This is a genomic window from Allobosea sp. TWI1241, assembly GCF_039673065.1.
Taxonomy (GTDB): Bacteria; Pseudomonadota; Alphaproteobacteria; order Rhizobiales; family Beijerinckiaceae; genus Allobosea.
Map to the genome: position 1 here is coordinate 582,629 of NZ_JBDJKW010000001.1, position 23,153 is coordinate 605,781.

23 protein-coding genes and 1 tRNA gene are annotated in these 23,153 nt (G+C 69.9%); 10 read left to right on the top strand and 14 right to left on the bottom strand.

Translation table 11 applies throughout. The annotated features are described in order from the left end of the window. The first annotated feature begins 369 nt into the window (after positions 1–369). On the top strand, positions 370–1,662 hold the full coding sequence (gene fliI, locus ABE438_RS02815) for a flagellar protein export ATPase FliI (RefSeq protein WP_346501039.1): 1,293 nt from the start codon (positions 370–372) through the stop codon (positions 1,660–1,662). Positions 1,663–1,674: 12 nt separating this feature from the next. On the opposite strand, the gene ABE438_RS02820 is transcribed toward fliI, so the two are convergent. After that, complete coding sequence (locus tag ABE438_RS02820) at positions 1,675–2,877, bottom strand: MFS transporter (RefSeq protein WP_346500972.1); 1,203 nt, start codon at positions 2,875–2,877, stop codon at positions 1,675–1,677. 342 nt (positions 2,878–3,219) lie between these two features. Between ABE438_RS02820 and fliJ the strand changes: the two genes are divergently transcribed. Then, positions 3,220–3,633 (top strand): flagellar export protein FliJ, encoded by a 414-nt coding sequence (fliJ, locus tag ABE438_RS02825; RefSeq protein ID WP_346500974.1) that lies wholly within the window; start codon positions 3,220–3,222, stop codon positions 3,631–3,633. 6 nt (positions 3,634–3,639) lie between these two features. Here the strand turns inward: fliJ and ABE438_RS02830 are convergent, their stop codons facing one another. Continuing rightward, complete coding sequence (locus tag ABE438_RS02830) at positions 3,640–4,263, bottom strand: GNAT family N-acetyltransferase (protein WP_346500976.1); 624 nt, start codon at positions 4,261–4,263, stop codon at positions 3,640–3,642. Positions 4,264–4,324: 61 nt separating this feature from the next. Between ABE438_RS02830 and ABE438_RS02835 the strand changes: the two genes are divergently transcribed. The 3 genes from ABE438_RS02835 to ABE438_RS02845 all read left to right on the top strand — a co-directional run bounded on the left by ABE438_RS02835 (position 4,325) and on the right by ABE438_RS02845 (position 6,428). Next, entirely contained in the window at positions 4,325–4,702 is a 378-nt protein-coding gene (locus ABE438_RS02835; protein WP_346500977.1) for a hypothetical protein, read from the top strand. Between the two features lie 68 nt (positions 4,703–4,770). After that, positions 4,771–5,154, top strand: coding sequence for a CopM family metallochaperone (gene copM, locus ABE438_RS02840; RefSeq protein ID WP_346500979.1), 384 nt, complete (start codon positions 4,771–4,773; stop codon positions 5,152–5,154). A 179-nt stretch (positions 5,155–5,333) separates the two neighbouring features. Next, positions 5,334–6,428 carry a lysylphosphatidylglycerol synthase transmembrane domain-containing protein gene (locus tag ABE438_RS02845; protein ID WP_346500981.1) on the top strand — a complete coding sequence of 365 codons (1,095 nt, stop codon included), beginning with the start codon at positions 5,334–5,336 and terminating at the stop codon, positions 6,426–6,428. Positions 6,429–6,448: 20 nt separating this feature from the next. Here the strand turns inward: ABE438_RS02845 and ABE438_RS02850 are convergent, their stop codons facing one another. Beyond that, positions 6,449–7,333, bottom strand: coding sequence for a DMT family transporter (locus ABE438_RS02850; RefSeq protein ID WP_346500983.1), 885 nt, complete (start codon positions 7,331–7,333; stop codon positions 6,449–6,451). A gap of 141 nt (positions 7,334–7,474) precedes the next feature. Here ABE438_RS02850 and ABE438_RS02855 point away from each other — a divergent pair, with 141 nt between their 5' ends. Further along, a complete protein-coding gene (locus ABE438_RS02855; protein ID WP_465248537.1) occupies positions 7,475–8,035 on the top strand; it encodes a helix-turn-helix domain-containing protein in 561 nt (186 codons plus the stop codon). A gap of 33 nt (positions 8,036–8,068) precedes the next feature. On the opposite strand, the gene flhA is transcribed toward ABE438_RS02855, so the two are convergent. After that, positions 8,069–10,195 (bottom strand): flagellar biosynthesis protein FlhA, encoded by a 2,127-nt coding sequence (flhA, locus tag ABE438_RS02860; RefSeq protein WP_346500986.1) that lies wholly within the window; start codon positions 10,193–10,195, stop codon positions 8,069–8,071. Positions 10,196–10,657: 462 nt separating this feature from the next. Here flhA and ABE438_RS02865 point away from each other — a divergent pair, with 462 nt between their 5' ends. Continuing rightward, positions 10,658–10,969, top strand: coding sequence for a hypothetical protein (locus ABE438_RS02865; protein ID WP_346500988.1), 312 nt, complete (start codon positions 10,658–10,660; stop codon positions 10,967–10,969). Positions 10,970–11,036: 67 nt separating this feature from the next. Here the strand turns inward: ABE438_RS02865 and flbD are convergent, their stop codons facing one another. The 8 genes from flbD to ABE438_RS02905 all read right to left on the bottom strand — a co-directional run bounded on the left by flbD (position 11,037) and on the right by ABE438_RS02905 (position 18,958). Then, entirely contained in the window at positions 11,037–12,401 is a 1,365-nt protein-coding gene (gene flbD / locus ABE438_RS02870) for a sigma-54-dependent transcriptional regulator FlbD (protein ID WP_346500990.1), read from the bottom strand. 41 nt (positions 12,402–12,442) lie between these two features. Next, positions 12,443–12,793: a flagellar motor switch protein FliN gene (gene fliN, locus ABE438_RS02875; RefSeq protein WP_346500992.1), complete on the bottom strand. Its 351-nt coding sequence runs from the start codon at positions 12,791–12,793 to the stop codon at positions 12,443–12,445. 4 nt (positions 12,794–12,797) lie between these two features. Beyond that, the gene (locus ABE438_RS02880; RefSeq protein WP_346500993.1) at positions 12,798–13,400 is read right to left on the bottom strand and encodes a FliH/SctL family protein; all 603 of its coding nucleotides are present in this window, start codon (positions 13,398–13,400) and stop codon (positions 12,798–12,800) included. A 3-nt stretch (positions 13,401–13,403) separates the two neighbouring features. After that, entirely contained in the window at positions 13,404–14,408 is a 1,005-nt protein-coding gene (fliG, locus tag ABE438_RS02885; RefSeq protein WP_346501040.1) for a flagellar motor switch protein FliG, read from the bottom strand. A gap of 76 nt (positions 14,409–14,484) precedes the next feature. Further along, on the bottom strand, positions 14,485–16,164 hold the full coding sequence (fliF, locus tag ABE438_RS02890) for a flagellar basal-body MS-ring/collar protein FliF (RefSeq protein WP_346500995.1): 1,680 nt from the start codon (positions 16,162–16,164) through the stop codon (positions 14,485–14,487). 211 nt (positions 16,165–16,375) lie between these two features. Beyond that, the gene (gene sciP / locus ABE438_RS02895; protein WP_038359348.1) at positions 16,376–16,651 is read right to left on the bottom strand and encodes a CtrA inhibitor SciP; all 276 of its coding nucleotides are present in this window, start codon (positions 16,649–16,651) and stop codon (positions 16,376–16,378) included. A gap of 118 nt (positions 16,652–16,769) precedes the next feature. Next, positions 16,770–17,450, bottom strand: a complete 681-nt coding sequence (locus ABE438_RS02900; protein WP_346500998.1) for a flagellar hook assembly protein FlgD — start codon at positions 17,448–17,450, stop codon at positions 16,770–16,772. A 14-nt stretch (positions 17,451–17,464) separates the two neighbouring features. Beyond that, positions 17,465–18,958, bottom strand: coding sequence for a flagellar hook-length control protein FliK (locus tag ABE438_RS02905; RefSeq protein WP_346501000.1), 1,494 nt, complete (start codon positions 18,956–18,958; stop codon positions 17,465–17,467). A gap of 261 nt (positions 18,959–19,219) precedes the next feature. On the opposite strand from ABE438_RS02905, the gene mnmA reads away from it, so the two are divergent. The 3 genes from mnmA to ABE438_RS02920 all read left to right on the top strand — a co-directional run bounded on the left by mnmA (position 19,220) and on the right by ABE438_RS02920 (position 21,238). Then, positions 19,220–20,386: a tRNA 2-thiouridine(34) synthase MnmA gene (gene mnmA / locus ABE438_RS02910; protein ID WP_346501041.1), complete on the top strand. Its 1,167-nt coding sequence runs from the start codon at positions 19,220–19,222 to the stop codon at positions 20,384–20,386. Further along, positions 20,383–21,012: a class I SAM-dependent methyltransferase gene (locus tag ABE438_RS02915; protein ID WP_346501002.1), complete on the top strand. Its 630-nt coding sequence runs from the start codon at positions 20,383–20,385 to the stop codon at positions 21,010–21,012. Before mnmA ends, ABE438_RS02915 begins: the two co-directional genes overlap by 4 nt. 149 nt (positions 21,013–21,161) lie before the next feature. Further along, positions 21,162–21,238, top strand: a tRNA-Met gene (locus ABE438_RS02920). A 100-nt stretch (positions 21,239–21,338) separates the two neighbouring features. Here ABE438_RS02920 and ABE438_RS02925 read toward each other — a convergent pair. Together ABE438_RS02925 and ABE438_RS02930 are read right to left on the bottom strand one after the other, a co-directional pair. Continuing rightward, positions 21,339–21,980 (bottom strand): hypothetical protein, encoded by a 642-nt coding sequence (locus tag ABE438_RS02925; RefSeq protein ID WP_346501004.1) that lies wholly within the window; start codon positions 21,978–21,980, stop codon positions 21,339–21,341. Between the two features lie 21 nt (positions 21,981–22,001). After that, entirely contained in the window at positions 22,002–23,039 is a 1,038-nt protein-coding gene (locus tag ABE438_RS02930) for a zinc-dependent alcohol dehydrogenase family protein (RefSeq protein ID WP_346501006.1), read from the bottom strand. Positions 23,040–23,153: the final 114 nt, after the last annotated feature.

A 23,153-nucleotide genomic window follows, 5' to 3' on the forward strand; every position in this document is an offset into this window, starting at 1 on the left:
TTGGGCGAAGCCTGAAGATCCTTGTCGAAGTGAGTCGAATTTGACACGGATCGGACTGGTCCCGGCCGCCGAAGCGCCATTCGCGGAAGCCGGGCCCGGAAAAACGATGCGAAATCGCCCGCTGAACCGTCTCGGCTTCGAAAGGCAGTGTTAATCACACGGCTTAATGAATGGTAAATGCAGTCAACTCGTTAGGATTGATCGTCAGGACGGGCCGGCTTGTCCACAGAGCCGCCGGCGCGGCGCCTCGCCAGGCGCAGACGGCCCCGGCGGCCCCCGGCGCGCTTAACCCGCCGCGGCAGGAATGGTAAACGTCGTCCCATGAGTGCAGCCCAGCCCGGGCACGACCGGTTATCCACACTCGCCGCCATGATCGGCGAGCTCGACGCGACGACGGTCTACGGCCGCGTCACCGCCGTGCGCGGCCTTCTGGTCGAGGTCTCGGGGCCGATCGGCGCGATGAGCCTGGGCGGACGCGTCAACATCGAGATCGCCGCCGGCAGCCGAGTCCCCTGCGAGGTGATCGGCTTCTCCGGCGACAAGGCGCTGATCATGCCCTATGGCGGTCTCGACGGCGTACGGCGCGGCTGCCCGGCCTATGTCGAGCGCAGCCTCGCCGGCCTGCGCCCCACCCGCGCCTGGCTCGGCCGCGTCGTCGACGCGCTGGGCCGCCCCGTCGACGGCGGCCCGCCGCTGCCGCAGGGCGAGCAGACCGTGCCATTCCGCAACGATCCGCCCTCCGCCCATGCGCGGCGCCGCGTTGGCGCACCGCTCGACCTCGGCGTGCGCGCGCTCAACACGTTCCTGACCTGCTGCCTCGGCCAGCGCATGGGCATCTTCGCCGGCTCCGGCGTCGGCAAGTCGGTGCTGCTCTCGATGCTGGCGCGCTATGCCCGCGCCGACGTCAACATTATCGGCCTGATCGGCGAGCGCGGCCGCGAGGTCCAGGAATTCCTCCAGGACGATCTCGGCCCGGAGGGTCTGGCACGCTCGATCGTCGTGGTCGCGACCTCCGACGAGCCGGCGCTGATGCGCAAGCAGGCCGCGCTGACCACGCTCAGCCTCGCCGAGTTCTTCCGCGACCAGGGCCTGCAGGTGATGTGCCTGATGGATTCCGTGACGCGCTTCGCCATGGCGATGCGCGAGATCGGGCTGGCCGCCGGCGAGCCGCCGACCACCAAGGGCTATACGCCGACCGTCTTCGCCGAGCTGCCGCGCCTGCTCGAGCGCGCCGGCCCGGGCACCGGCGATGGCGCCATCACCGGCCTGTTCACCGTGCTCGTCGACGGCGGCGACCATGACGAGCCGGTCGCCGACGCGGTGCGCGGCATCCTCGACGGCCATATCGTCATGGAGCGCTCCATCGCCGAGCGCGGCCGCTATCCGGCGGTGAACATCCTGAAATCGGTGTCACGAACCATGCCGCGCTCCTGCGACCCGACCTATTACCCGGTCGTGCAGAAGGCGCGCGCCACGCTGGCGACCTATGCCGACATGGAGGAGCTGATCCGGCTCGGCGCCTATCGGCAAGGCTCCTCGGCCGAGGTCGACGAGGCAATCCGCCTCAACCCGGAGCTCGAGGAGTTCCTCAAGCAGTCCAAGGACGAGGCGACCGGGCTGGGCGATGGCTATGCCCGCCTCGCCCGCATCATGGGCATGTGAGGGACCGCCGGCTCAGGCCGGCAGCCGGCGCACCATCAGCGCCATCGCCACCAGCGCGCAGCCCTGCAGCACGGCGCAGAGCAACAGGGTGACCATCAGGCCGACGCGCTCGATCAGCACAGCGAACAACAGCGGCGCCGCGGCGAAGGCGAGGTTCTGGGGCACGGTCAGCCGGCCGAGCATAGCGCCGAAGCCGAGGCGCCCGAACAGCGCGAGCGGCAGCGTGACGCGGGCCACCGCGATCACCCCCATCGCTGCGCTGTAGAGGATCATGAACGCGCCCGCGATCATGGCATTGCCCGGCGCCGTCGCCATCAGCAGGCAGGCGAGCGGCCCGAGCACCAGCCCGACCAGCGCGACCTTCTCGACCGGCAGGCGCTGGCCGGCCACCGCGTCGATCGCGCGCGCGGCCAGCGTCGCCGGCCCGCCCAGCGCCGCGATCGTCACAGCGGTGGCATGACCGATGCCCGCGCTCTCCATCAGCCCGATGACATGGAGCGGCAGGCCCCAGGAGACCACCCCGCTGGCGGAGAAGGCGAAGGCGAGCAGGATGAACACCGGCCGGCGGTCGGCCGGCGGCACGCGGCCGCGATCGATCGCGCTCAGGACCTCGTCCGGCGCCGCCTCGGGCGGCCTGGCCCGATAGCGCGGGATGGCGGCATGAATCGGCAGGACGATCAGCAGTTGCATCGCGGCGAACACCAACAGGCAGTTGCGCCAACCGATCGCGTCGGTGATCCATGCCGTGAGCGGCCAGAAGACGCTGGAGGACAGGCCGGTCACAAGCATCATCAGGCCGAGGATGCGCCGCGCCCGCTCGCCCGTCAGCTGGGCGACGGTGACGTTGCCGGCATTGCTGAGCTGCATCGCATGGCCGACGCCGATCACCAGCCAGATCGCCAGATAGCTCACCGGCCCCTGCACCAGCGAGAACAGGCCGAGGCCGGTGGCGCAGACCAGCGCGCCGAGCACCATCACCGCACGCGTGCCGCGCTGGTCGAGATGGCGCCCGAGCGGCGGGGCGATCATCGCGCCGATGACGAGCAGGATGGTGATGCCGCCGAAGACGGTGGCGGGGCCGAGGCCGAGATCGCGCGCGAGCGGCGCGGCCAGAACCGAGGGCGCGTAGTAGATCGAGCCCCAGCCGATCAGGCGCGTCAGCGAGAGGCCCGCGATCAGGGCGCCGTGGGGGGGCAGGTGCAGTGAGAAGGGCACGGGTCGGGAACAGTCCGTCGGGCGCGGGGCGCGGTGATCGTCACGGATCGGAGGCGGTATCGCCGCGCATCCCGCCTGAGGGGCGTCGCGGCGCGCTATCGGCTTGGTCGTCGCACCGTTCGTCTCCCGGGACAGGGCTCCGCTGCTTCGGCACGAGCTATAGCGCCTGGACCGGCTCCGGAGCAGCCGCATGGGCGCCAGCGGGCCATGCATCAAAAGCGCAGGCTTCCGGTAAGGAACGGTCAACCTCCTTGCCCCATTGTCCTTTTCGTCTCGCGGAGTGTTGGGTGCCGTGCCGAGGGGTCGGCGTGGCGCCATGCGTAATCAGGAGTTCGATACGAGATGAAGTCGCGAGAGACCCTTCTGCGGCTGAAGCGCTTTCAGGTCGATGAAAAGCGCCGCCGCGTGAGCCAGATCGAGATGATGATCGCGGAGTTCCACCGCATGGCCGGGGACCTCGACCGCGAGATCCAGAACGAGGAAACGCGCGCGGGCATTTCCGACCCGGCGCATTTCGCCTATCCGACCTATGCCAAGGCGGCGATGGGGCGCCGCGACAACCTCATCCAGTCGGCCGACAATCTGCAGGGCCAGCTCGACGAGGCCAAGGCCGAGCTTCAGGAAGCCTTCGAGGACATGAAGAAGGTCGAGATTCTCGAGGATCGCGAGCGCGCCTCCGAGCGTGCCACCGAAGCGGCCCGCGACCAGGCGATGATGGATTCCATCGGTCTGCGCTCCGGCCGCGCCGGAGCCTGACGCGCCCTACCCGATCACGGGGTGGTGGGGCGCGGCCTCGCGGGGGAACCCTGCGACGCGCCGCGGATCGTCCACCACCTCGATCCCCCGCCGGAACGGCACGAAGCCGGAGCGGCGGTAGAAGACGACCGCATCCGGATGATCGAGGGTGCAGGTATGCACCCAGAGGCGCCGGATCGGACGGGCCCAGGCCAGCGCCAGCGCGCGGTTCATCAGCCAGCGCCCGGCGCCGCGGCCCAGCGCCGCAGAATCGAGGCCGAAAAAGGCCAGCTCCGCCTCCCCCTCGTCCCGGAAATCCAGCTCCAGCAGCCCTGCATCGCGCCCGTCCTTGCGCAGGGCGAAGCAGGATACCGCCGGATCGGCGAGGATCGCGGTGACCTCCTCGCGCGGCTTGAGCAGGCGGCTGAACCAGAGCCAGGGCTCGCCGACCTGCCGGTACAGCGCGAGATAGCGTGCGATCTCGTCGCCTGCGATCGGCGCCAGCGCCAGGCCGTCCGTGTCGGGCGGATCGTCGCGCCGCTCAGGCCGCGCCGTCATCTCCAGCGAGGTCACGATGCTGGCGATCTTGCCGGCGGGCAGATCGGTCGTGCCGTTCAGGCTGATGAGGAGCGTTTCGGGCGGCTGCGACACGGCAGGGTTTCCTTGCGGACCGCCGCGATGCTGACATGATCCCGGCGACAACTGCACAGCGATGCCAGCCCCGTCCACGACACGCAAGATCGCCGATACGCGCCGCCTCGACAGGCGGCTCGCCGCGCTGCTCGCCTGCCTGGTGATGCTGGCCGCCGTCATGCCGCATGTCGCGGCGCTCGCCCTGCCGCAGCCGCGCCCTCAAGCCGTGGCCATGATCGCGATCGAGCACGCCACCGCGCCCTGCCACGACGCAGGCGACGAGGCGGACAGGCCCGCGCCGGATTGCTGTACCATGCGCGGTTGCACCCTGCTGCTGCCCGTCCCGCACCTTTCGGCCGACGCGCCGGTGCGCTTCTGGCACCCCGTGGCGATGCCGGCTGCGCCATCGCCGGCCGGCATCGTGGTCGAGCCCGGCGACCGCCCTCCCCGCGCCTGAACCGCTCCCGCACGGCCGGCTCCGCCCCGGTGCCGGCCGACAAAGGTTCACGCGACAAGGATAACGACATGATCACGACACGCAGTCTCGCCGCGGCCACGCTCGCCATCGGCCTCGCGCTCTCCGGCACCGCCATCGCCCAGGACGATAAGGGCCATGGCGGCCATGGCGCGCCGAGCGCTCCCGCCACCGCGGACACCGCCTCCACCGCCGCCTACCGCGCCGCGAACGACAAGATGCACAAGGACATGGGCATCGCCTTCAGCGGCAATGCCGATGTCGATTTCATGCGCGGCATGATCCCGCATCACCAGGGCGCGATCGACATGGCGCGCGTCGCGCTGGAGCACGGCAAGGACCCGCAGGTCCGCAAGCTGGCGCAGGAGGTCATCGCCGCGCAGGAGAAGGAGATCGCCTTCATGCGCGACTGGCTGGCGAAGCACGGCAAGTAGCAGTTCGCTCCCGGATCTCCCGGCCCCGCCGCCGGGAGATCCTTACGCCGCCCGCGCTTGCCCTGCCGCCGCCGCGCTGGCAGAGAGGAAATCGGGCTGGCGGCCCCGCACAGGTTTCGGCACAGGCATGCTGCGATCCGCCATGGCAGCAGGCCCGGCGCTCAGTCCCCGCAGGTCGCATGAAGAAGTATCTGGACTATCTCTGGCCGATCATCGGCCTCGTGGCCGTCGTCTGGTCCGTCGACCTGCTCTGGGACAAGCTGAAGACCGAGGCGCTGACCAATGCGGCCGTGGCCGCGCGGCTCGAACAGGCCGGGCTGTGGGAGGCGATCACCATCGTCGCCAGCGGCATCGGCCAGAAAATTGCGCTGATCCCCCCCGCCGCCTTCTTCCATGCCGGGCTCGCGACGCTTGTCGCCTATGCCGCGCTCGCCTGGTACGACCGGATCGCGCTGATCCATCTCGGCCGCGAGAAGGGCATCTCCTGGCCCTATATCGCCGCCTGCTCCTTCGTGACCTACGCGCTCTCGCACAATATCGGCGCCTCGGTGTTCTCCGGCGGCATGGTGCGCTACCGCGCCTATACGGCGAAGGGGCTTTCGGCCGCCGAGATCGCGGTGCTGGTGGCGCTTTGCTCCTTCACTTTCGCCTTCGGCACGATCATGCTGATGGGGCTCGTGCTGGTGGGCGAGCCGGAGATCCTTCGCCCGCTCAACCGGCTCTCGGAATGGTTCAGCATCGGCGACCGCCAAGCCCGGATGATCGGCTTCGCGATGCTGGCCTTCTGCGTGCTCTACACGCTCGGCGCCTGGCTGCGCTTCAAGCCGCTGCGCATCGGCAAGTTCGAGCTGGTCTATCCGCGCCTGCCGGTGGTTGCGCGCCAGTATTTCGCCGCGCCGCTGGAGCTGATGGGCGCTGCCGGCATCATCTATTTCGCGCTGCCCGAACAGGGTAATCCGGGCTTCTTCATCGTGCTCGGCGCCTTCCTGCTGTCCTTCTCGGCCGGGTTGCTCAGCCAGGTGCCGGGCGGCGTGGGCGTGATGGAGGCGGTGTTCCTGGCGGTGATGCCGGGCATGCCGGCGCCGGCCGTCTTCGCCGCGCTGCTGATCTGGCGGCTGTTCTACCTGATCATCCCGCTTGTGCTGTCGCTGCCGGTGGTGCTTGCGTTCGAGCGCTCGCAATTGCGCAGGACACTGGCGCACGACACCCAGCTCAAGGCGCAGGAGGAGGCGGCGAAGAAGGCCGCCGCCCTCAAGCTCGACCCCAAGGGCTGAGCCACAAGGGCTGAACCCGCTCAGCGCCGCAGCGCCACGGCTGCGGCGGCGAACATCAGCGCTGCGCCGAGCGCCTCGCTCGGCCCGAAGGGCTCGCCGAGAGCGACGACCCCGGCGCCGACCGCGATCGCCGGGCTGACGAAGGCATAGAGCCCGGCGCGGAAAGCGCCCCAGGCCCCGACCAGCCGCATATAGACCGTGAAACCGATCAGCGAGCCGCCGACCACAAGGAAGGCAAGCGCGGGCAGCACCGGCCAGCTCGCCAGCGCGCGGACATGCGCCATCGTCACTGGTTCCAGCGCCAACGAGACCAGCGCCAGCCCGACGCCGCCGATCAGCGTCTGCCAGCCTGCCAGCGTCAGCGTCGGCACGTCGTTCATCATCGGGCGCGAGAGCACCGCACCAACGCAGTAGAGCGCCGTGCCGGCCGCGATCGCTGCAAGCCCCCAGATCTCCAGCGGATCGGCCGCGCCGGCCGCAGCGCCGAAGGCCCGCGTCGCGAACAGGAAGCCGAGCCCCACCGTGCCGAGCCCGATCGCCGCGAGCTTGCGCGGCCCGATCGCCTCGCCCGCGACGAGACGCGCGGCGATGATCGTGAACAGCGGGATGGTGGCGAAGTTGACGATGGCGGCCAGCCCGGTCGGCGCCTTGGCCGTGCCCCAGAACAGCAGCGCATAATTGCCGGTGTTGAGCATCAGCGCCGTGAGCAGCACGCGCCCATGCAGGCCGGACGGAACGGCGAAACGGCGCGGCCCGGCGATCAGCAGCATCAGCACTCCGGCGATCAGGAAGCGCGCCGCGGCCAGGAAGACCGGCGGCACATGCTGCACGCCGACCTTCACCGGCAGCCAGGTCAGCCCCCAGACCAGGCACATCAGCGCGAACAGGGCAGCATTGCGGGACATGGGCTGAGGCTCGGCGCGGATGGAAGGGGCCGGTCGATGCCGGGCAGGCGGGCTTCCGGTCTCGCGGCCGGCGCGCCGGCCGAAGCCGGCATGCCGATCGCGGTTGCACGCCGTTCGTTCTACTATAAGAGAATGGATGCGATGATGATAGATGATCTCGGCGCCCGGCTGGCGCAGCGACTGCGCAACGAACGCGAGACGCGCGGATGGAGCCTGAACGAGCTCGCCGAGCGCTCCGGGGTCTCGCGCGCCATGATCAGCCGCATCGAGCGCGGCGAGGCGAGCCCGACCGCGGTGCTGCTCGGGCGGCTCTCTGGTGCCTTCGGGCTGACGCTCTCGAACCTGCTGGCGCGGATCGAGACCGCCGGGGAGCGGCTGCGCCGTGCCGCCGACCAGCCGGTCTGGCGCGATCCCGAGACAGGCTTCGTGCGCCGCGCCATCTCGCCGGCCGGCAATGGCGACCTCGAACTCGTCGCCGGCGAACTGCCGCCCGGCGCCTCGATCGCCTACCCGGCCAGCTCCTACGCCTTCATCCGCCAGCAGATCTGGCTGCAATCCGGCCTGCTCGACTTCGACGAGGGCGGGCTGGTGACACGGCTCGAACCGGGCGACTGCCTGGAGCTCGGCCCCCCGACCGATTGCCGCTTCGTCAATCCCGGCACCGAGCCCGCACGCTATCTGGTCGTGGTGGCGCGGCGCTGAGGCGCTTTTGCAGCCAAGGCGCGGCCCGCCCCGTCAGACGCTGCCGACCGTCCTGAGCCTGGCGCGCGGATGGATCTCGGCCTGCGACAGAACCGGGGTCTCGCGGCGGAAGCGCTCGACGATCTGGCGAACGAAGGGTCGCGCCATGCCGGAGGTGACCAGCGCCGGCATCTCGCCCATGCGGGCGGCCTCCTCGAACTTGTCGCGCACGACATGGACGAAGTCCTGCAGGCGCGAGGGCTGCATGGCGAGATGGCGCTCCTCGCCCTGGCCGACGATCGATTCGGCGAAGACGCTCTCCCAGGCCGGCGACAGGGTGATGATCGGCAGCTGGCCCTGCATGTTGGAGAACTGCGCGCAGATCTGGCGGGCGAGGCGGGCGCGGACATGCTCGGCGATGTCGCGCGGGCTGCGGCCCGGCCCGGCCACCTCGGCGATGCCCTCGACGATGGTGCCGAGATCGCGGATCGAGATGCGCTCGGCCAGCAGCAATTGCAGGATGCGCTGGATGCCGGTGGTCGAGATCAGCGAGGGCACGATCTCCTTGACCAGATCGGCATGGTCCTTGGGCAGCTCGCGCAGCAGCTTCTGCACCTCGGCATGCGAGAGCAGCTCCGGCATGTTCGACTTCAGCACCTCGGTGAGATGCGTCGAGATCACGGTCGCGGCGTCGACCACGGTGTAGCCGCGCAGCTGCGCCTCGTCCTGCAGCGCCGCGTCGATCCAGGTCGCCGGCAGGCCGAAGGTCGGCTCCAGCACGCTGTGGCCCGGCAGGGTGACGGAGGCGCCCATCGGGTCCATCGCCATGAACTGGCCGGCATAGACGATGCCGTGGCCGGCCTCGATCTCCTTGATCTTGATGTAGTAGTGGTTCGCCTCGAGCTGGACGTTGTCGACAATGCGCACCGCCGGCATCACGAAGCCGAGCTCGGCGGCGAGCTGGCGCCGCAGCGCCCGCACCTGGTCGGTCAGGCGGTCGGCCCCGCCCGGCGCGTTGACCAGCGGCAGCAGCCCGTAGCCGATCTCGATCTTGAGCTCGTCCATGCGCAGCAGGTCGTTCAGCGTCTCCTCGCGCGGCTGGCCGTCGGCCGCGACCTGCCCGTCGGCCGGCTGGAGCGCCGTCTCGCCCTGCGCCTCGCGCGCCTTGGCGATCTGCCCGAAATGCCGCGCCAGCCAGGCCGAACCGGCCGCCAGCGCCAGGAAGGGCAGCATCGGGATGCCGGGCAGGATGGCGATCAGGCCCATCACCGCCGCCGACATGCCGAGCGCCTTGGGATAGCCGGAAAGCTGCTTGCCGAGTGCCTTGTCGGCGGCGCCGCGCACGCCCGATTTCGAGACGAGCAGGCCAGCCGCGGTCGAGACGATCAGAGCCGGGATCTGGCTGACGAGGCCGTCGCCGACGGTGAGCTGCGTGTAGTTGGACGCCGCGGCGCTGAAGGTCATGCTCTGCTGCGCCACGCCGATGATGATGCCGCCGATGACGTTGATCACGGTGATCAGCAGGCCGGCGATCGCGTCGCCGCGCACGAATTTCGAGGCGCCGTCCATCGAGCCGAAGAAGGAAGCCTCGTCCTCGAGCGCCTTGCGGCGCTGCTTGGCCTGGTCCTGGTCGATCAGCCCGGCCGAGAGGTCGGCGTCGATCGCCATCTGCTTGCCCGGCAGCGCGTCGAGGGCGAAACGGGCCGCGACCTCGGCGATGCGGCCCGAACCCTTGGTGATCACGACGAAGTTCACGATGATCAGGATGGTGAAGACGATCACCCCAATCACGAAATTGCCGCTCATCACGAAATTGGCGAAGGCCTCGATGACGTGGCCGGCGGCCGCGGTGCCCTCGTGCCCGTGCGAGAGGATCAGGCGCGTCGAGGCGAGGTTGAGCGCCAGCCTGAACATGGTGACGATCAGCAGCACCGTCGGGAAGGCGGAGAACTCCAGCGGCTCCTCGATGAAGAGCGCCGTCATCAGCACCAGCACTGAGAGGATGATCGACAGCGCCAGCAGCAGGTCGAGCATCACCGCCGGCAGCGGGAAGATGAGCACCACGAGGATGCCCATCACGCCGATGGCGAGGAACAGGTCCGGGCGATTGAGCAGGGTGCTCATCTCGCCGCGCGTCGGCATGCTCATGCCGGAGCCGCCACCTGCCGTCACATCGCTCATCGACCAGTCGCTCCCCCGCGCCGCACGAAGCGCGCGACCTTCAGCCCGGCAATTCTTGCCGGGCACATGGTGAACGAGTGGTTAAGATCGGGCACGAAGGCCGTGCGCGCGTGGCGTTCCTGAACTCCTGTTCAGCGGATCGCCCTGCTGCGGCCCCAATCCGGCGACCAACTGGAGGCCAGCCGGCATCAGTTCAGCCGCCCGGCGAAATCGTACACTCGTCCCCCGGACGGGGGAACATTCGGCGGCGCCGGACGATGTAGGAGACGAAAGGAGGGTCGCGCGACCGCCGAAGCCCGTGGAGCCGGCGATTCTGCCTCTAACCGTTCCAAGCACAGGGCGGCCGGACCTGACCCGCCGCCGCTTTATCCGCCCCGCCGTCCCGCTTCGACGGCGGTCGCCGAGGTCAGCCCCGGAGGCGTGGCGACACGCAGCCGGCATCGAAGTCGATGGAGGAATGCAATGGATCGACGTTCATTCGTGATGGCGCTGTTCGGGGGCCTCGCCGCCGCCAGCGTCGGCGGCATCGCCGCCTCGGAAGCCGCCCAGCCCAAGGCCGTGCCCACCCCGCCCCCGACCCCGAAGGATCCGGAGGCGCTCGACGCCGACACCAGCGCCGCGCTGGACAAGGCCGACACCGAGTTCAGCCAGTACTATTATTACCGCCGGCCGCGCCGCTATTATCGCCGCCCCATTTACCGGCCGCGCTACTACTACCGCCCGCGCTACTATTATCGCCCGCGGCGCTACTACTACCGTCGCCGCTACTACTGATCGCCTTTTCGACGGGCCGGGGTTTCCCCGGCCCGTTTTCTGTCGCGCCGGACGCGGTCGTGCCGCTTCAGAGGCCTTGCGTGCGGGCCTGGCCAGGCTCTGCGACGGGAATGCCGGCGGCGACGTATTCGCCAAGCTTGTTGCGCAGCGTCCGGATCGAGATGCCGAGGATCTTGGCCGCATGCGTGCGGTTGCCGAGGCAGTGGTCCAGCGTGTCGAGGATCAGGTCGCGCTCGACCTCGGCGACGGTGCGCCCGACCAGCCCGCGCGTCACCGCCTCGGCCGCCTGCGCGGCGCGCGAGGCCATGTCACCGCCCGGCGCCGGGCGCAGCGCCTCGCCTTCCGGCGTCAGCATCGCCTCGGTGCCGATCTCCTCGCCCTGCGCCAGCAGCACGGCGCGATGCACCGTGTTCTCCAGCTCGCGGACGTTGCCGCGCCAGGGATTGGTCAGGAGCAGCTTGCGCGCCTCGGCCGCGACCGGCCGGTGCGGCAGCCCGTTCAGCTCGGCGTATTTGCGGGCGAAGTGATCGGCCAGCGCCAGGATGTCGCCGGGGCGCTCGCGCAGCGCCGGCAGGCGCAGATGCACCACGTTCAGCCGGTAGAACAGATCCTCGCGGAAGGAGCCGTCCTTCACCGCCTCGGCGAGATTGCGGTTGGAGGTCGCGATCACCCGGATGTCGACGCGCACCGGCTGGGTGCCGCCGACGCGGTCGATGACGCGCTCCTGCAGGGCGCGCAGCAGCTTGGCCTGCAGGCGCACATCCATCTCGGAGATCTCGTCGAGCAGGAGCGTGCCGCCATTGGCCTCCTCGAACTTGCCGACGCGCCGTGCCACGGCGCCGGTGAAGGCGCCCTTCTCATGGCCGAACAGCTCGGATTCCAGCAGGTTGTCGGGGATCGCCGCGCAGTTCACCGCGACGAAGGGCCGGTCCTTGCGCCCCGATGCCCGGTGCAGGTGCTGCGCGATCATCTCCTTGCCGGTGCCGCTCTCGCCTGTGACGAGCACGGGCGCTTCCGAGCGGGCGATCTGGTTGGCGAACTGCACGACCCGGTCCATCGCCGGATCGCGCCAGACCAGGCTCGCCTTGTCGCTGACCACGGCGGCGAGCACGGCGGCGATCAGCTCCGGATCGGGCGGCAGCGGCACGTATTCGCGGGCGCCGGCCCGGATCGCGGCGACGGCGGCGCGCGCATCGGTCGAGGTGCCGCAGGCGACCAGCGGCGTCCTGATCCGCTCGGCCTCCAGCGCCGCGACGAGGCGCGCGATCGGCTGTTCGACATCGACCATCAGCAGGTCGCCGCCCTTGGCTCGCAGCACCGCCAGCGCCTGATCGACGCTGTCGGCATGGGTGACGGAGGCTCCCTGGGAGACCGCGATCCGGGCCGCCGCGGTGAGCTGGCCCTTCAGGCTGCCGACGATGATGAGGCGCATGGCTCAGGCTTCCTTGCCTTAGTCGTGTCGGTCCGGCCGCGTCAGCGGTCGGTCTTGATGATTTCGGTCATGGTCACGCCGAGGCGATCCTCGACGACCACGACCTCGCCGCGCGCCACCAGGCGCTCGTTGACGAAGATGTCGATCGCCTCGCCGACGCGGCGGTCGAGCTCGAGCACGGCGCCCGGCGCGATGCGCAGCAGGTCGCCGACCGCCAGGCGCGAGGAGCCGAGCACCGCCGAGACCGTCACCGGCACGTCGAAGACCTGCTCGAGATCCTCCGCCGTCTTGACCGGCACAGGGCCCGAGCGCGCGACGCTGCCGTCGTCGCCCTGGTCGAAGGCCAGGTCGGCCGGGCTGAGCGGCGGCAGGTTGAGATCGGTATCGCCCATGGTCTTACCCCGTTGTCCGGCCGGCCTGGACGGCCGTGCCGAAGACGTTCCTGATCGCGACGTCGATCGCGCCGTCGAGGCGGGCGCTCTCGATCGCCAGCCCGCCATCCGCCCATTCGATCCGCCCGTCGCCGGGCGCGATCTCAGGCTCGCCCAGCACGACGATGCGGCCGGCGAAGCCGGTCTGGCGGGCGAGCTCGCCGAAGCGCGCCTCGACCGTCTCGACCAGCCCCTCATTGACCCGCACCACCAGATGCGAGGCCTGGCGGGCATGGACGAAGCAGTCGCGCGCGGCTTCCATCAATTGCGCCAGCGGCTTGTCGGCGAGCGCGGCCCCGGCCAGGGCACGGGCGGCGGCGACCGCCAGCTCCGCAGCCTGCGCCTCGATCGCGGCCAGGCGCGCATCCTCCTGCGCCAGCAGCTGACGGCAGCTCTGGGCGAGCCGGTTCATCAGCGCCCCGGTCTGCTGGTCGGTCTCGCGCCGGCCGAGATCGAGCCCTTCGCGGAAACCGTCCTCGCGCGCCGCTGCGACCGTCGCCTCGTCGGCGCCGCGGCGGGTCCCGCTGCGGAAATCGGTCTCGAAGACGAATTTCGTCGCTCCTGCCATCGCTCAGTACACCAGCTCGTCTTCGGCATTGCCCTTGGAGATCACGATCTCGCCTTTCTCGGCGAGCTCCTTGGTCAGGGTCACCAGCTTCATCTGGGCCTCGTCGACCTCCTTCAGGCGCAAGGGGCCGAGGCTTTCCATGTCGTCGACCAGGTTCTTGGCGGCGCGCTGCGACATGGCGCTCATGAAGAAGTTGCGCATGCTCTCGCCAGCTCCCTTGAGGGCGCGCGCCAGCGTGTCCTTGTCGACCTGCTGCATCAGGGTCTGCAGCCCGGCGGAATCGAGCTTGCCGAGGTCTTCGAAGGTGAACATCAGCGCCCGGATGCGTTCCGCAGCCTCCTGGTTGGAGGCGTCGAGCGCGGCGAGGAAGCGCGTCTCGGTCTGGCGGTCGAAACCGTTGAAGATTTCCGCCATCAGCTCGTGCGGATCGCGCCGGCGCGTCTGGGTCAGCGTCGAGACGAACTCGGTGCGCAGCGTGTTCTCGATGTGGTCGAGCGCTTCCTTCTGCACCAGCTCGAGGCGCAGCATGCGGCCGACGACCTCGATGGAGAGCTCGTTCGGCAGGTTGCGCAGCACATTGGCGGAGTGGTCGGGGCGGATCTTGGAGAGGATCACCGCGATGGTCTGCGGGTACTCGTTCTTGAGGAAGTTGGCGAGCACCACGGCGTCGATATTGCCGAGCTTCTGCCACATGTTGCGGCCGGCCGGCCCGCGGATCTCCTCCATGATCAGGGCGACCTGATCGCTGGGCAGGATCTTCTCGAGCAGCGAGATCGTCCGGTCGAAGGAGCCGGTGATCGCACCCGCGCTGGAAAGCCGGCTGACGAAGTCGAGCATCAGCCGCTCGACCTGGTCGGCGTCGACCGTGCCGAGCTCCGCCATGGCGCGGGTGATGATGCGGATTTCCTCGTCGTCGAACTCCTCCCAGATCGGGCGTCCGAACTCCTCGCCGAGGATGAGCAGGATGACGGCCGCCCGCTGCGGGCCGGTCATGCGCTCCAGCGACATCGGCGCGCCGAATTCGGGGCCTTCCTCGTCATCGGGGCTGCGGGTGGCTACCGAGCGCGTGGCCATGCCTCACCCCTCACGCCGGCTGCTTCTCGTGGATCCAGCCGCGCAGGACGGCGACGGAATCCGCGGGATTCTGCGAGACCATGGCGCCGATCTTCTCGACCGACTGCGCCTTGAGCTGACCCTTGACCTGCGCGATCGCCAGCATGCGCTCCGACGGCGCCGCCACCTCGACCTCGCCGGAACGGTCGCCCGGCCCGGCGCCGGCAACGGCCGGCAGGGTGCCGGGATCGCCCGTGCCCGGCTCGCCGGAGATCAGCATGCCGTTGCGCATGAAGGTCGGGATCGCGCGGCTCTCGACGTCGGGCGCCAGCACCTGCTTCAGCAGCGGGCGCACCACCGTCATCATCACGATCAGCACCAGCAGGGCGATCACGCCGATCTCGGCGAAGCGGACCATGTCCTCGCGGGTGAAGGAGAGCAGCTGCTGCATCAGCGTCTGCTCGACCAGGTCCGGGGTCTCCTGCGGCCCCTCGGCGAAGCGCAGGTTGATGACCTCGACCTGGTCGCCACGCTGCTGGTCGAAGCCGATCGCGGTGCGCACCAGCTGGGCGATGCGGTCGAGCTCCTCCTGCGGACGCGGCTGGTAGCTCGTCTCGTTGCCCTGGCGCTGATAGGAGCCGTCGACCAGCACGGCGACCGAGAGGCGTCGGACGCGGCCGCCCTCCTGCACCTCGGTGCGGGTGGTGCGGGAGATCTCGTAGTTCACGACCTCTTCGTTCTTGGAGTTCGTGTCGCGCTGGGCGCCCTGCTGGTTCTGGTTCTGCTGCGCGCCTGGCAGCTCGTTGCCGACGGTGACGCCCTCGCGCTGCTCGTTGCTGGCGGAGGCCTCGGCGCGGTTCTGCGTCGAGCGGACCACGCGCCCTTCCGGGTCGTAGGTCTCCGAGCGGCTCTCGACGCGGTTGGGATCGAGCGTGGCCGAGACCTGCACGCGCGCCCGGCCGGGCCCGACGATGCTGGCGACGATGTCCTCGACCTGCCCCTTGAGCCGGCGCTGGATGGCGCCCTGCCGTTCGTCGAGGCCGACGCCGGCCATGCCCTGCTCGCCCTGCGCGCCGTCGGCGAGCAGCCGGCCGCGCTCGTCGACGATCGAGACGCGCTCCGGCTTCAGCCCGTCCACCGCCGAGGACACGAGATGGCGCACGGCCCGGACCTGGGCGGCGTCGAGATCGCCCGCCAGCTTGAGCGCGATCGAGGCGCGCGGCTGCTCGCGGTCGCGCTCGAACAGGCGCCGCTCGGGGATGACGAGATGGACTCGTGCCGCCTGGACGCGGCTGATCGAGCGGATGGTGCGGGAAAGCTCGCCTTCGAGCGCGCGCAGATGGTTGATGTTCTGGACGAAGCTGGTCGACGAGAAGGCATCGCCCTTGTCGAAGATCTCGTAGCCGACGCCGCCGCCCGACGGGATGCCCTTGCCTGCGAGGTCGAGCCGCAGGCGCGGCACGTCGGCGCGCGGCGCCAGGATGGTCTGGCCGTCGCCGCGCAGCTCGTATTTCACGCCGCGCGCATCGAGGTCCTTGAGGATCGCCCCGACATCCTGGCTGGAGAGATCGGCGTAGAGCACGCCCATCGGCGGCTGCGACATGCGCAGCATCACGAAGCCGAAGAAGCCGACGAGCGCGAGCGTCACGGCCAGCATCGCCGCCAGCCTCGCCGCACCGAACCTCCGGAACTGATCGACCAACCCGCCCACGCCGCGCTTCCGTTGCCCCGGGCCCCCATGAAAGGTCATGGAGGCAGCCACTAGGCAAGTTTTTCCCGGTGCATGGTTAGCAGGTGGTTAACGCGGCTTAAGAGAGGCGTGGAAACCGCGATAATTCGCTGATCCGTCCCGTTCTGGAACGCGAAAGGGCGCCGGCCTCGACGGCCGGCGCCCTGTCCGATCTCCGCGAGCGGAGGAAATCTTACTGGCGGTAGTGCTGGATCCGCGTCGTGCGCAGCCCGGCGAGGCCGTGCTGGTCGATCGACATCTGCCAGCTCAGGAACTCGTCGACGGTGAGGGTGTAGCGCTGGCAGGCCTCCTCGAGGCTCAGCAGCCCGCCGCGAACGGCGGCGACGACCTCGGCCTTGCGACGGATCACCCAGCGGCGGGTGTTCATCGGTGGCAGGTCCGCGATGGTCAGCGGGCTCCCGTCGGGTCCGATCACGTACTTCACACGCGGTCGCAGTGGCTCGGTCATCGTACTCTCACACAACTTAAACAGACCTACTCGTCGGCGACCTTAGCTCTCCGGACTTAAATTTTGCCTAAAGGAACCGCGCAGGCTTTCCCTAAGCGCGCGGCCCCCGCGCCCCGGCTCAGGAGCCCGACTTCACCGAGCGGACGCGGTCGAGCGGCACCTTGATCGCGCCGATCATCAGCGTCGGCACCGCGGTCGAGAAGTCGACGCCGTCGACCACGCCGCTGATCTCGCTCTTCACCGTGATCGCCGAGCCGTAGACGTCCTTGGCGTCGACGGTGAGCGTGTATTCGCCATCCGGCGCCGGCGAGCCCACCGAGGTCTTGCCGTCCCAGTCATAGCTCTGTTCGCCGGCCTTGAGCGTGATCGTGCCGGACTGCACCACCTTGCCGCTGGCATCCTTGATGGTGATCGTGCCGGTCCCGCCCTTGGAGGCGTCGAGCTTCCAGCTCGCCTGCCCGTCCTTGAGCTGGGTGGCCGCGCCGTCGGCCCTGACCGTCTGGCCGACGAAGCCGATCGCACTGGCGCCCGTCGTCGCCTTGCTGACGCCGAGCAGCGCCGTCAGCGTCTCGTTCTGCTTGAGCTGCTGCTCGACGCCGGCGAACTGCACCAGTTGCTGGGTGAACTGATTGGTGTCGAGCGGGTCCAGCGGGTTCTGGTTGCGCAGCTGCGTGGTCAAAAGCGTCAGGAACTGGTCGAAATTATTGGCGATAGAGGTGCCGCTACCGGTGACGTTCGTGCCGTTCTGCGCCGCGGCGGCCGTCGCGGGGCTCATCGCCTGGGTGTTGGAGACGGTCATGCGTCTGCTCCCGCTCAGATGCTGAGATCGACGCCGCCGAGGCGCGTCATGGCGTGTGGGCGGATCGCCTGCGTCACCGCGGCGACGTCGTCGCTTGTCTCGACCCAGGCGCGCTGCGGGCGCGGCTGCTCGTCGGGCCTGCCCTGCTGGCGCGAGCCCGTCTGGTCGGAGGGATCGCGCAGGCCCATCTGCACGCCGCCTTCGGAGGGCTTGAGCCCGGCCTGCTCGAAGGCGCGCTCCAGTGTCCGCGCATCGCGCTGCAGCAGGTGCAATGTCTCGACCCGGTCAACGGTCAGCTTGGCACTGACGCCGCCATCCTCGGAAATCTCGAGCCGGACATCGACGCGGCCGAGCTCGGCGGGGTCGAGCCTGATGTCGAAGCGGCGGTTGCCGGCGAGCGCCCGCGCGCCGATCTCGATCGGCACCAGATGCGCCGGCGTCGGCCGGCCGGCATCGGCAGCGGCGGTCGCCCGGCGCAGCGCCTCGCTCGTCTCGGCAGCGGCCTTCGCGTCGCCCTCGGGCAGATGCTTCTCGGGGCGATGCCCCTCCGGCGCCGCCAGCCCGGCCGGCAGCACCGGCGGCTGGGCCTGGACCGGCGGCGGCACGACCGGCGCGGCCGACGGCTGCGACGGGCCTGCCTGTGTTGCCTCGGTCGCCTGCCCCGCGGTTGCGGCCTTGGTGTCCTGCCCGGCTTCGGGCGCGCGCACCTTGCCCGCCGGCGCAGCCTCGGCCTGCGCCTCGCCGGCATCCGGCGTCGCGACCGCCGCCTCGCCCGCCGCCTTCGGAAGGCCGGCTGCGTGCAGGATGGATGGTCCGGCCGGCTGTGCCGGGCCGGGCTGGACGCCGGAGCCGCCGGCCGTCGGGGCAGGCTGTGTCGCCTCGCCCGCAACCGGCGCGGTGGTCTGGACCGGCGCGACGAGCGCCAGCGTGGCATCGGCGACACCGGCGAGCTGGGCCGGCGCCGCCGCCTGCGCCTCGGGAGCTTCCTCGCCGGACACAGCCGTCTTCTCGCCCGGCTTGTCGGACTTGGCCTCAGCCGCACCGGGCGAAGCCGGCAGCACGGTGCCCTGAACCGGCACGGGCAGCACGATCGCAGCCGGCAACGCCGCCGCTTGTGTCTCTTGCGCAGGCGTCCCGCTTGCCGGCGTGACCTTGGTCTCGGCCGCCATCTCGGCCGTCGGCGCGGCCACGATCTCTCCGGGCGCCTTGGCCGGTGTCGCGGCCGCGGCGGGCTGCGCGGCGACGGCCGGCGTCGCGGCCTCCTGGCCCTCGGGCCCGGCAGCCTGTTCGTTGGCGGCCGGCGCCTCGCCGGTCCGGCCGGTGCGCTCGGGCGGCCTGGCGCGCGCCGGCTCTGGACGGACTGAAGGCGCGGTCGGCGCCGTGCGGCGCGCGGGTTCCTCCGCCGGCAGGACGAAGTCTCGGCCATCCTCGCCCCGGGCAGCGGCACGCCGCCCGGCAGGCGCCGTATCGAACGGCGCGGCAGAACGCGAGACTGAGGCGGTGGACATGATCTTCTCCGGCGGGCGCCATACGCGGACGGCATCCGGCGAGAGCAAGAGCCGCGCCACAGGCAAAGAAAAGCGATTTCAATATCTTAGATATTATCCCGCCCTCGCCGCCCCGGCAGGAAGCGCCCTCGCCGCCCCTTCGCCCGGCAGGATTTGCCGCGCTTCGCTGGCATGAGGCGGCCAAAGGCGGTATAGACCGGCTCGAACGGGCCCTCCGGCGCCCGCGATCAGCGTAGCGCCGCCATCGTCATGACCCTCCCCCTGAATTCGCTCGACATCGCCAAGCCGCCTGCGGCGACGCGCGTCGTCGCGGCCATGTCGGGCGGTGTCGATTCCTCGGTCGTCGCGGCGATGCTGAAGCGCCAGGGCTACGACGTCGTCGGCGTCACGCTGCAGCTCTACGACCACGGCGCAGCGGTGCATCGCGCCGGCGCCTGCTGCGCCGGGCAGGACATCCACGACGCCCGCCGCGTCGCCGAGGCGATCGGCATCCCGCATTACGTGCTCGACTATGAGAGCCGCTTCCGCGACGCGGTGATCGAACGCTTCGCCGAGAGCTATCTCGCCGGCGAGACGCCGATCCCCTGCGTCGAATGCAACCGCACGGTGAAGTTCCGCGACCTGCTCGGTCTGGCGCGCGAACTCGGTGCCGACGCCCTGGCCACCGGCCATTACGTCGCCAGCCGCCCGCTCGGTAACGGTCATCGCGGCCTGTTCCGCGCCGCCGACCCCAATCGCGACCAGAGCTACTTCCTCTACGCCACGACGCAGGAACAGCTCGACCTGCTGCGCTTCCCGCTCGGCGAGATGGACAAGGCGAGCACGCGCGCGCTCGCCGCCGAATTCGGCCTCGCCATCGCCGACAAGCCTGACAGCCAGGACATCTGCTTCGTGCCGAACGGGCGCTATGCCGAGGTGATCGAGCGGCTCAAGCCCGGCGCCTCGCGCCCCGGCGAGGTGGTGCATCTCGACGGCCGCGTGCTCGGCCGCCATGACGGCGTGCTGCACTATACGGTCGGCCAGCGTCGCGGCCTCGGCATCAGCGGCGGCGAGCCGCTCTATGTCGTTCGCCTCGACGCCGAGCAGGCCCGCGTGATCGTCGGCCCGCGCGAGGCGCTCAGCGTCGACCGCGTCGACCTGCGCGACCTCAACTGGATCGGCGACGTGCCGCTGGCGGAGCTTCCCGCCGACGGTCTCGCGGTCGCGGTGCGCGTGCGCTCGACCCGCGCGCCCCGCGAAGCCAGGCTGCTGCGCGACGGCGACGGCGTCCACATCCTGCTGGCGCAGGGCGAGGAAGGCGTCTCCCCCGGCCAGGCCTGCGTGATCTACGATGGCGACGGCCCGGGCGCCCGCGTCCTCGGCGGCGGCGTCATCATGCCCGCCCTCGCCCGCCCCGCAACCGCAACGCCAGCCTACGCCACGCTATGACGACAACGAGCGGCCTCGACGCGCAGAAGCGCATCTACGCGACCTGGGCAAAGTTCTACGACCGCATCTATACGCGCCTGCTCGCCCGGGCCCAGCGCGAGGCGGTCGCCGCCGCCTGCACCGGCGGGCCGGAGATCCTCGAGATCGGCGTCGGCACCGGCCTGACCCTGCCCTATTTCCCCGCCGACCGCAGCGTCACCGGCGCCGATCTCTCGCTCGACATGCTGCGCGTCGCCCGCGCCCGCGTCGCCCGCGACCGGCTCGCCCATGTCCGCGGCCTCTTTGTGATGGACGCCTGCCGCCTCGCCTTCGCCGATGCCAGCTTCGACATGGTCACGGCCCAGTTCATGATCACGCTGGTGCCCGATCCCGAGCAGGCACTCGACGAGATGGACCGCGTGCTGCGCCCGGGCGGCGAGATCATCGTCTCGAGCCGCCTGGTCGCCGATGGCGGCCTCGCCGCACCGTTCTGGAAGCTGGTCTCGCCGCTGGCGCGCGCCGTGGGCTGGAGCAGCGACTTCAAGGTCTCGCGCCTGACCGACTGGGCCGCCGCCACCGGCCGCTACGAGACCGTCCATGTCGGGCAGGGCTATTTCAAGGTGGTCAGGCTGCGCAAGCTGCGCTGACAGGGCGGGCAGCCCCACGCGGCCTGCCAGTCCACAAGGCAGATCGTCACGGCATCGCCGCGGTGCAAAGCCCCCTTGACGCGACGCCGAAGCCCCTCCTATATGCGCCCGACCGCGATCGGTCGCCGGCTTCCGGCGCCACGCATCGGGGCGGGGTAGCTCAGCTGGTTAGAGCAGCGGAATCATAATCCGCGTGTCGGGGGTTCAAGTCCCTCTCCCGCTACCATTCTTCTCCTTACCGACATGAGAAGATGTCCGAGACCGGCCCTACACAGGCCGGTTTTTGCGCCTCGTCGATGCCGGTGCCCGACGGGGGACGCCGGGCTTCAGCCGCCGTCGGCGCGGCGCATCTGCGCTGGATACCATTTGGTGAACTTGAAGGCGCCGACGAGCGCGGCGATGGTCGCCCAGACACCGACATGCTGCGGGATGTCGGGGCGATAGATCAGGATCAGGTCGGCGAGCACGAGGACCGCGAACGCCAGAGCCCAGACGCCGGTGATCACGACATTGGTTTTGTGGAAGCGCGGCGAGGTCCACAGGGCTGGATCGACGGAGTCGCGTGCGTACTGCCCGGTAAACGGCCTGCCGATCAGCAGCGAGACGAGCACGATCAGCAGCAACCCGGCGTCGACGCGCAAGCGGACGTCCATGATCGACCATGCGGGGCGCGCGAGCAGGGCGTAAAGCGCTAGCCCGCCGAACAGGATCGCCGTGCCGATTTCCAGAATCTTGAGGCTGCGCCCGGCGAGCACCTCCCGCGCGACCAGCGCGACCGCGACCACCGCCCCGGCGACCAGCCCCTCGAGATGCCCGACCGCCCGATCGACCAGCGCGAAGGCGATAAAGGGCGCAAAACCCAACAGCAGGTTCATCGGCGGTCTCCAGCACCGCTCGAACCATACAACCGGCGTGGTACGACGCAATCCGGGATTTCTGCCGAAACGCACCGCCGCGCCTTCGACCAAAGGCGCGGCGGTTCGGCCTGGTCAGGCCGCGAGGATGACCTTCATCGCCTTCTCGCGGGCGGCATTGCCGAAGACCTCGTAGGCATCGAGGATCTCGTCGAGCTTGAAGCGATGGGTGATCAGCTTCGACGGATCGACCTTGCCGGCGGCGAGGGTCTTGAGCAGCATCGGCGTGGTGTTGGTGCAGACCAGCCCCATGGCGATGTTGATGTTCTTGATCCAGAGCTCCTCGATATGGAGCTGGACCGGCTTGCCGTGCACGCCGACATTGGCGATGTTGCCGCCGGCCGAGACGATCTTCTGGCAGATGTCGAAGGTCGCCGGCACGCCGACCGCCTCGATCGCCACGTCGACGCCCTGGCCTTCGGTCAGCTCCATCACCTTGGCGACGGCATCCTCTTCGCCGACCTGGATCGTGTCGGTCGCGCCGAACTGCCGCGCCAGCGCCAGCCGGGCCGGGTCCATGTCGATCATCACGATGCGGCCGGGCGAATAGAACTGCGCGGTCAGCAGCACCGACATGCCGACAGGCCCGGCGCCGACGATCGCGATGGTGTCGCCGGGCTTCACGCGACCCGACTGCACGCCGATCTCAAGCCCGGTCGGCATGATGTCGGAGAGCATCACCAGCGCTTCCTCGTCCGCTCCGGCGGGGATCGGATAGAGCGAGTTGTCGCCGTGGGGAATGCGGACGTATTCGGCCTGGGTGCCGTCGATCTTGTGGCCCAGGATCCAGCCGCCATCCGAGCAGTGGGCATAGAGCTGGCGCTTGCAGTTCGGGCAGGCGCCGCAGGAGGTGACGCAGGAGATCAGGACGGGATCGCCCTTCTTGAAGTTGCGCACCGCCGCGCCGACCTCCTCGATGACACCGACGCCCTCATGGCCCAGCGTCGTGCCGGGAACCACGGCCGGCACGTCGCCTTTCAGGATATGCAGGTCGGTGCCGCAGATCGTGGTCTTGGTGACGCGCACGATCACATCGGTCGGCTTCTGGATGGCGGGCTTCGCCTTGTCGGCCCAGTCCTTCTGGCCGGGGCCATTGTAAACCAACGCTTTCATGGTCGTTTCCTCCGTTCCAGAGCGTGTGCCTCTGTTTACGTGGACGAAAGGCGGGCGTGTGGTGGGTATTGGGACACCAACCCCCGCAAACCCCCCCCCCCAGGCGCGCCCTCG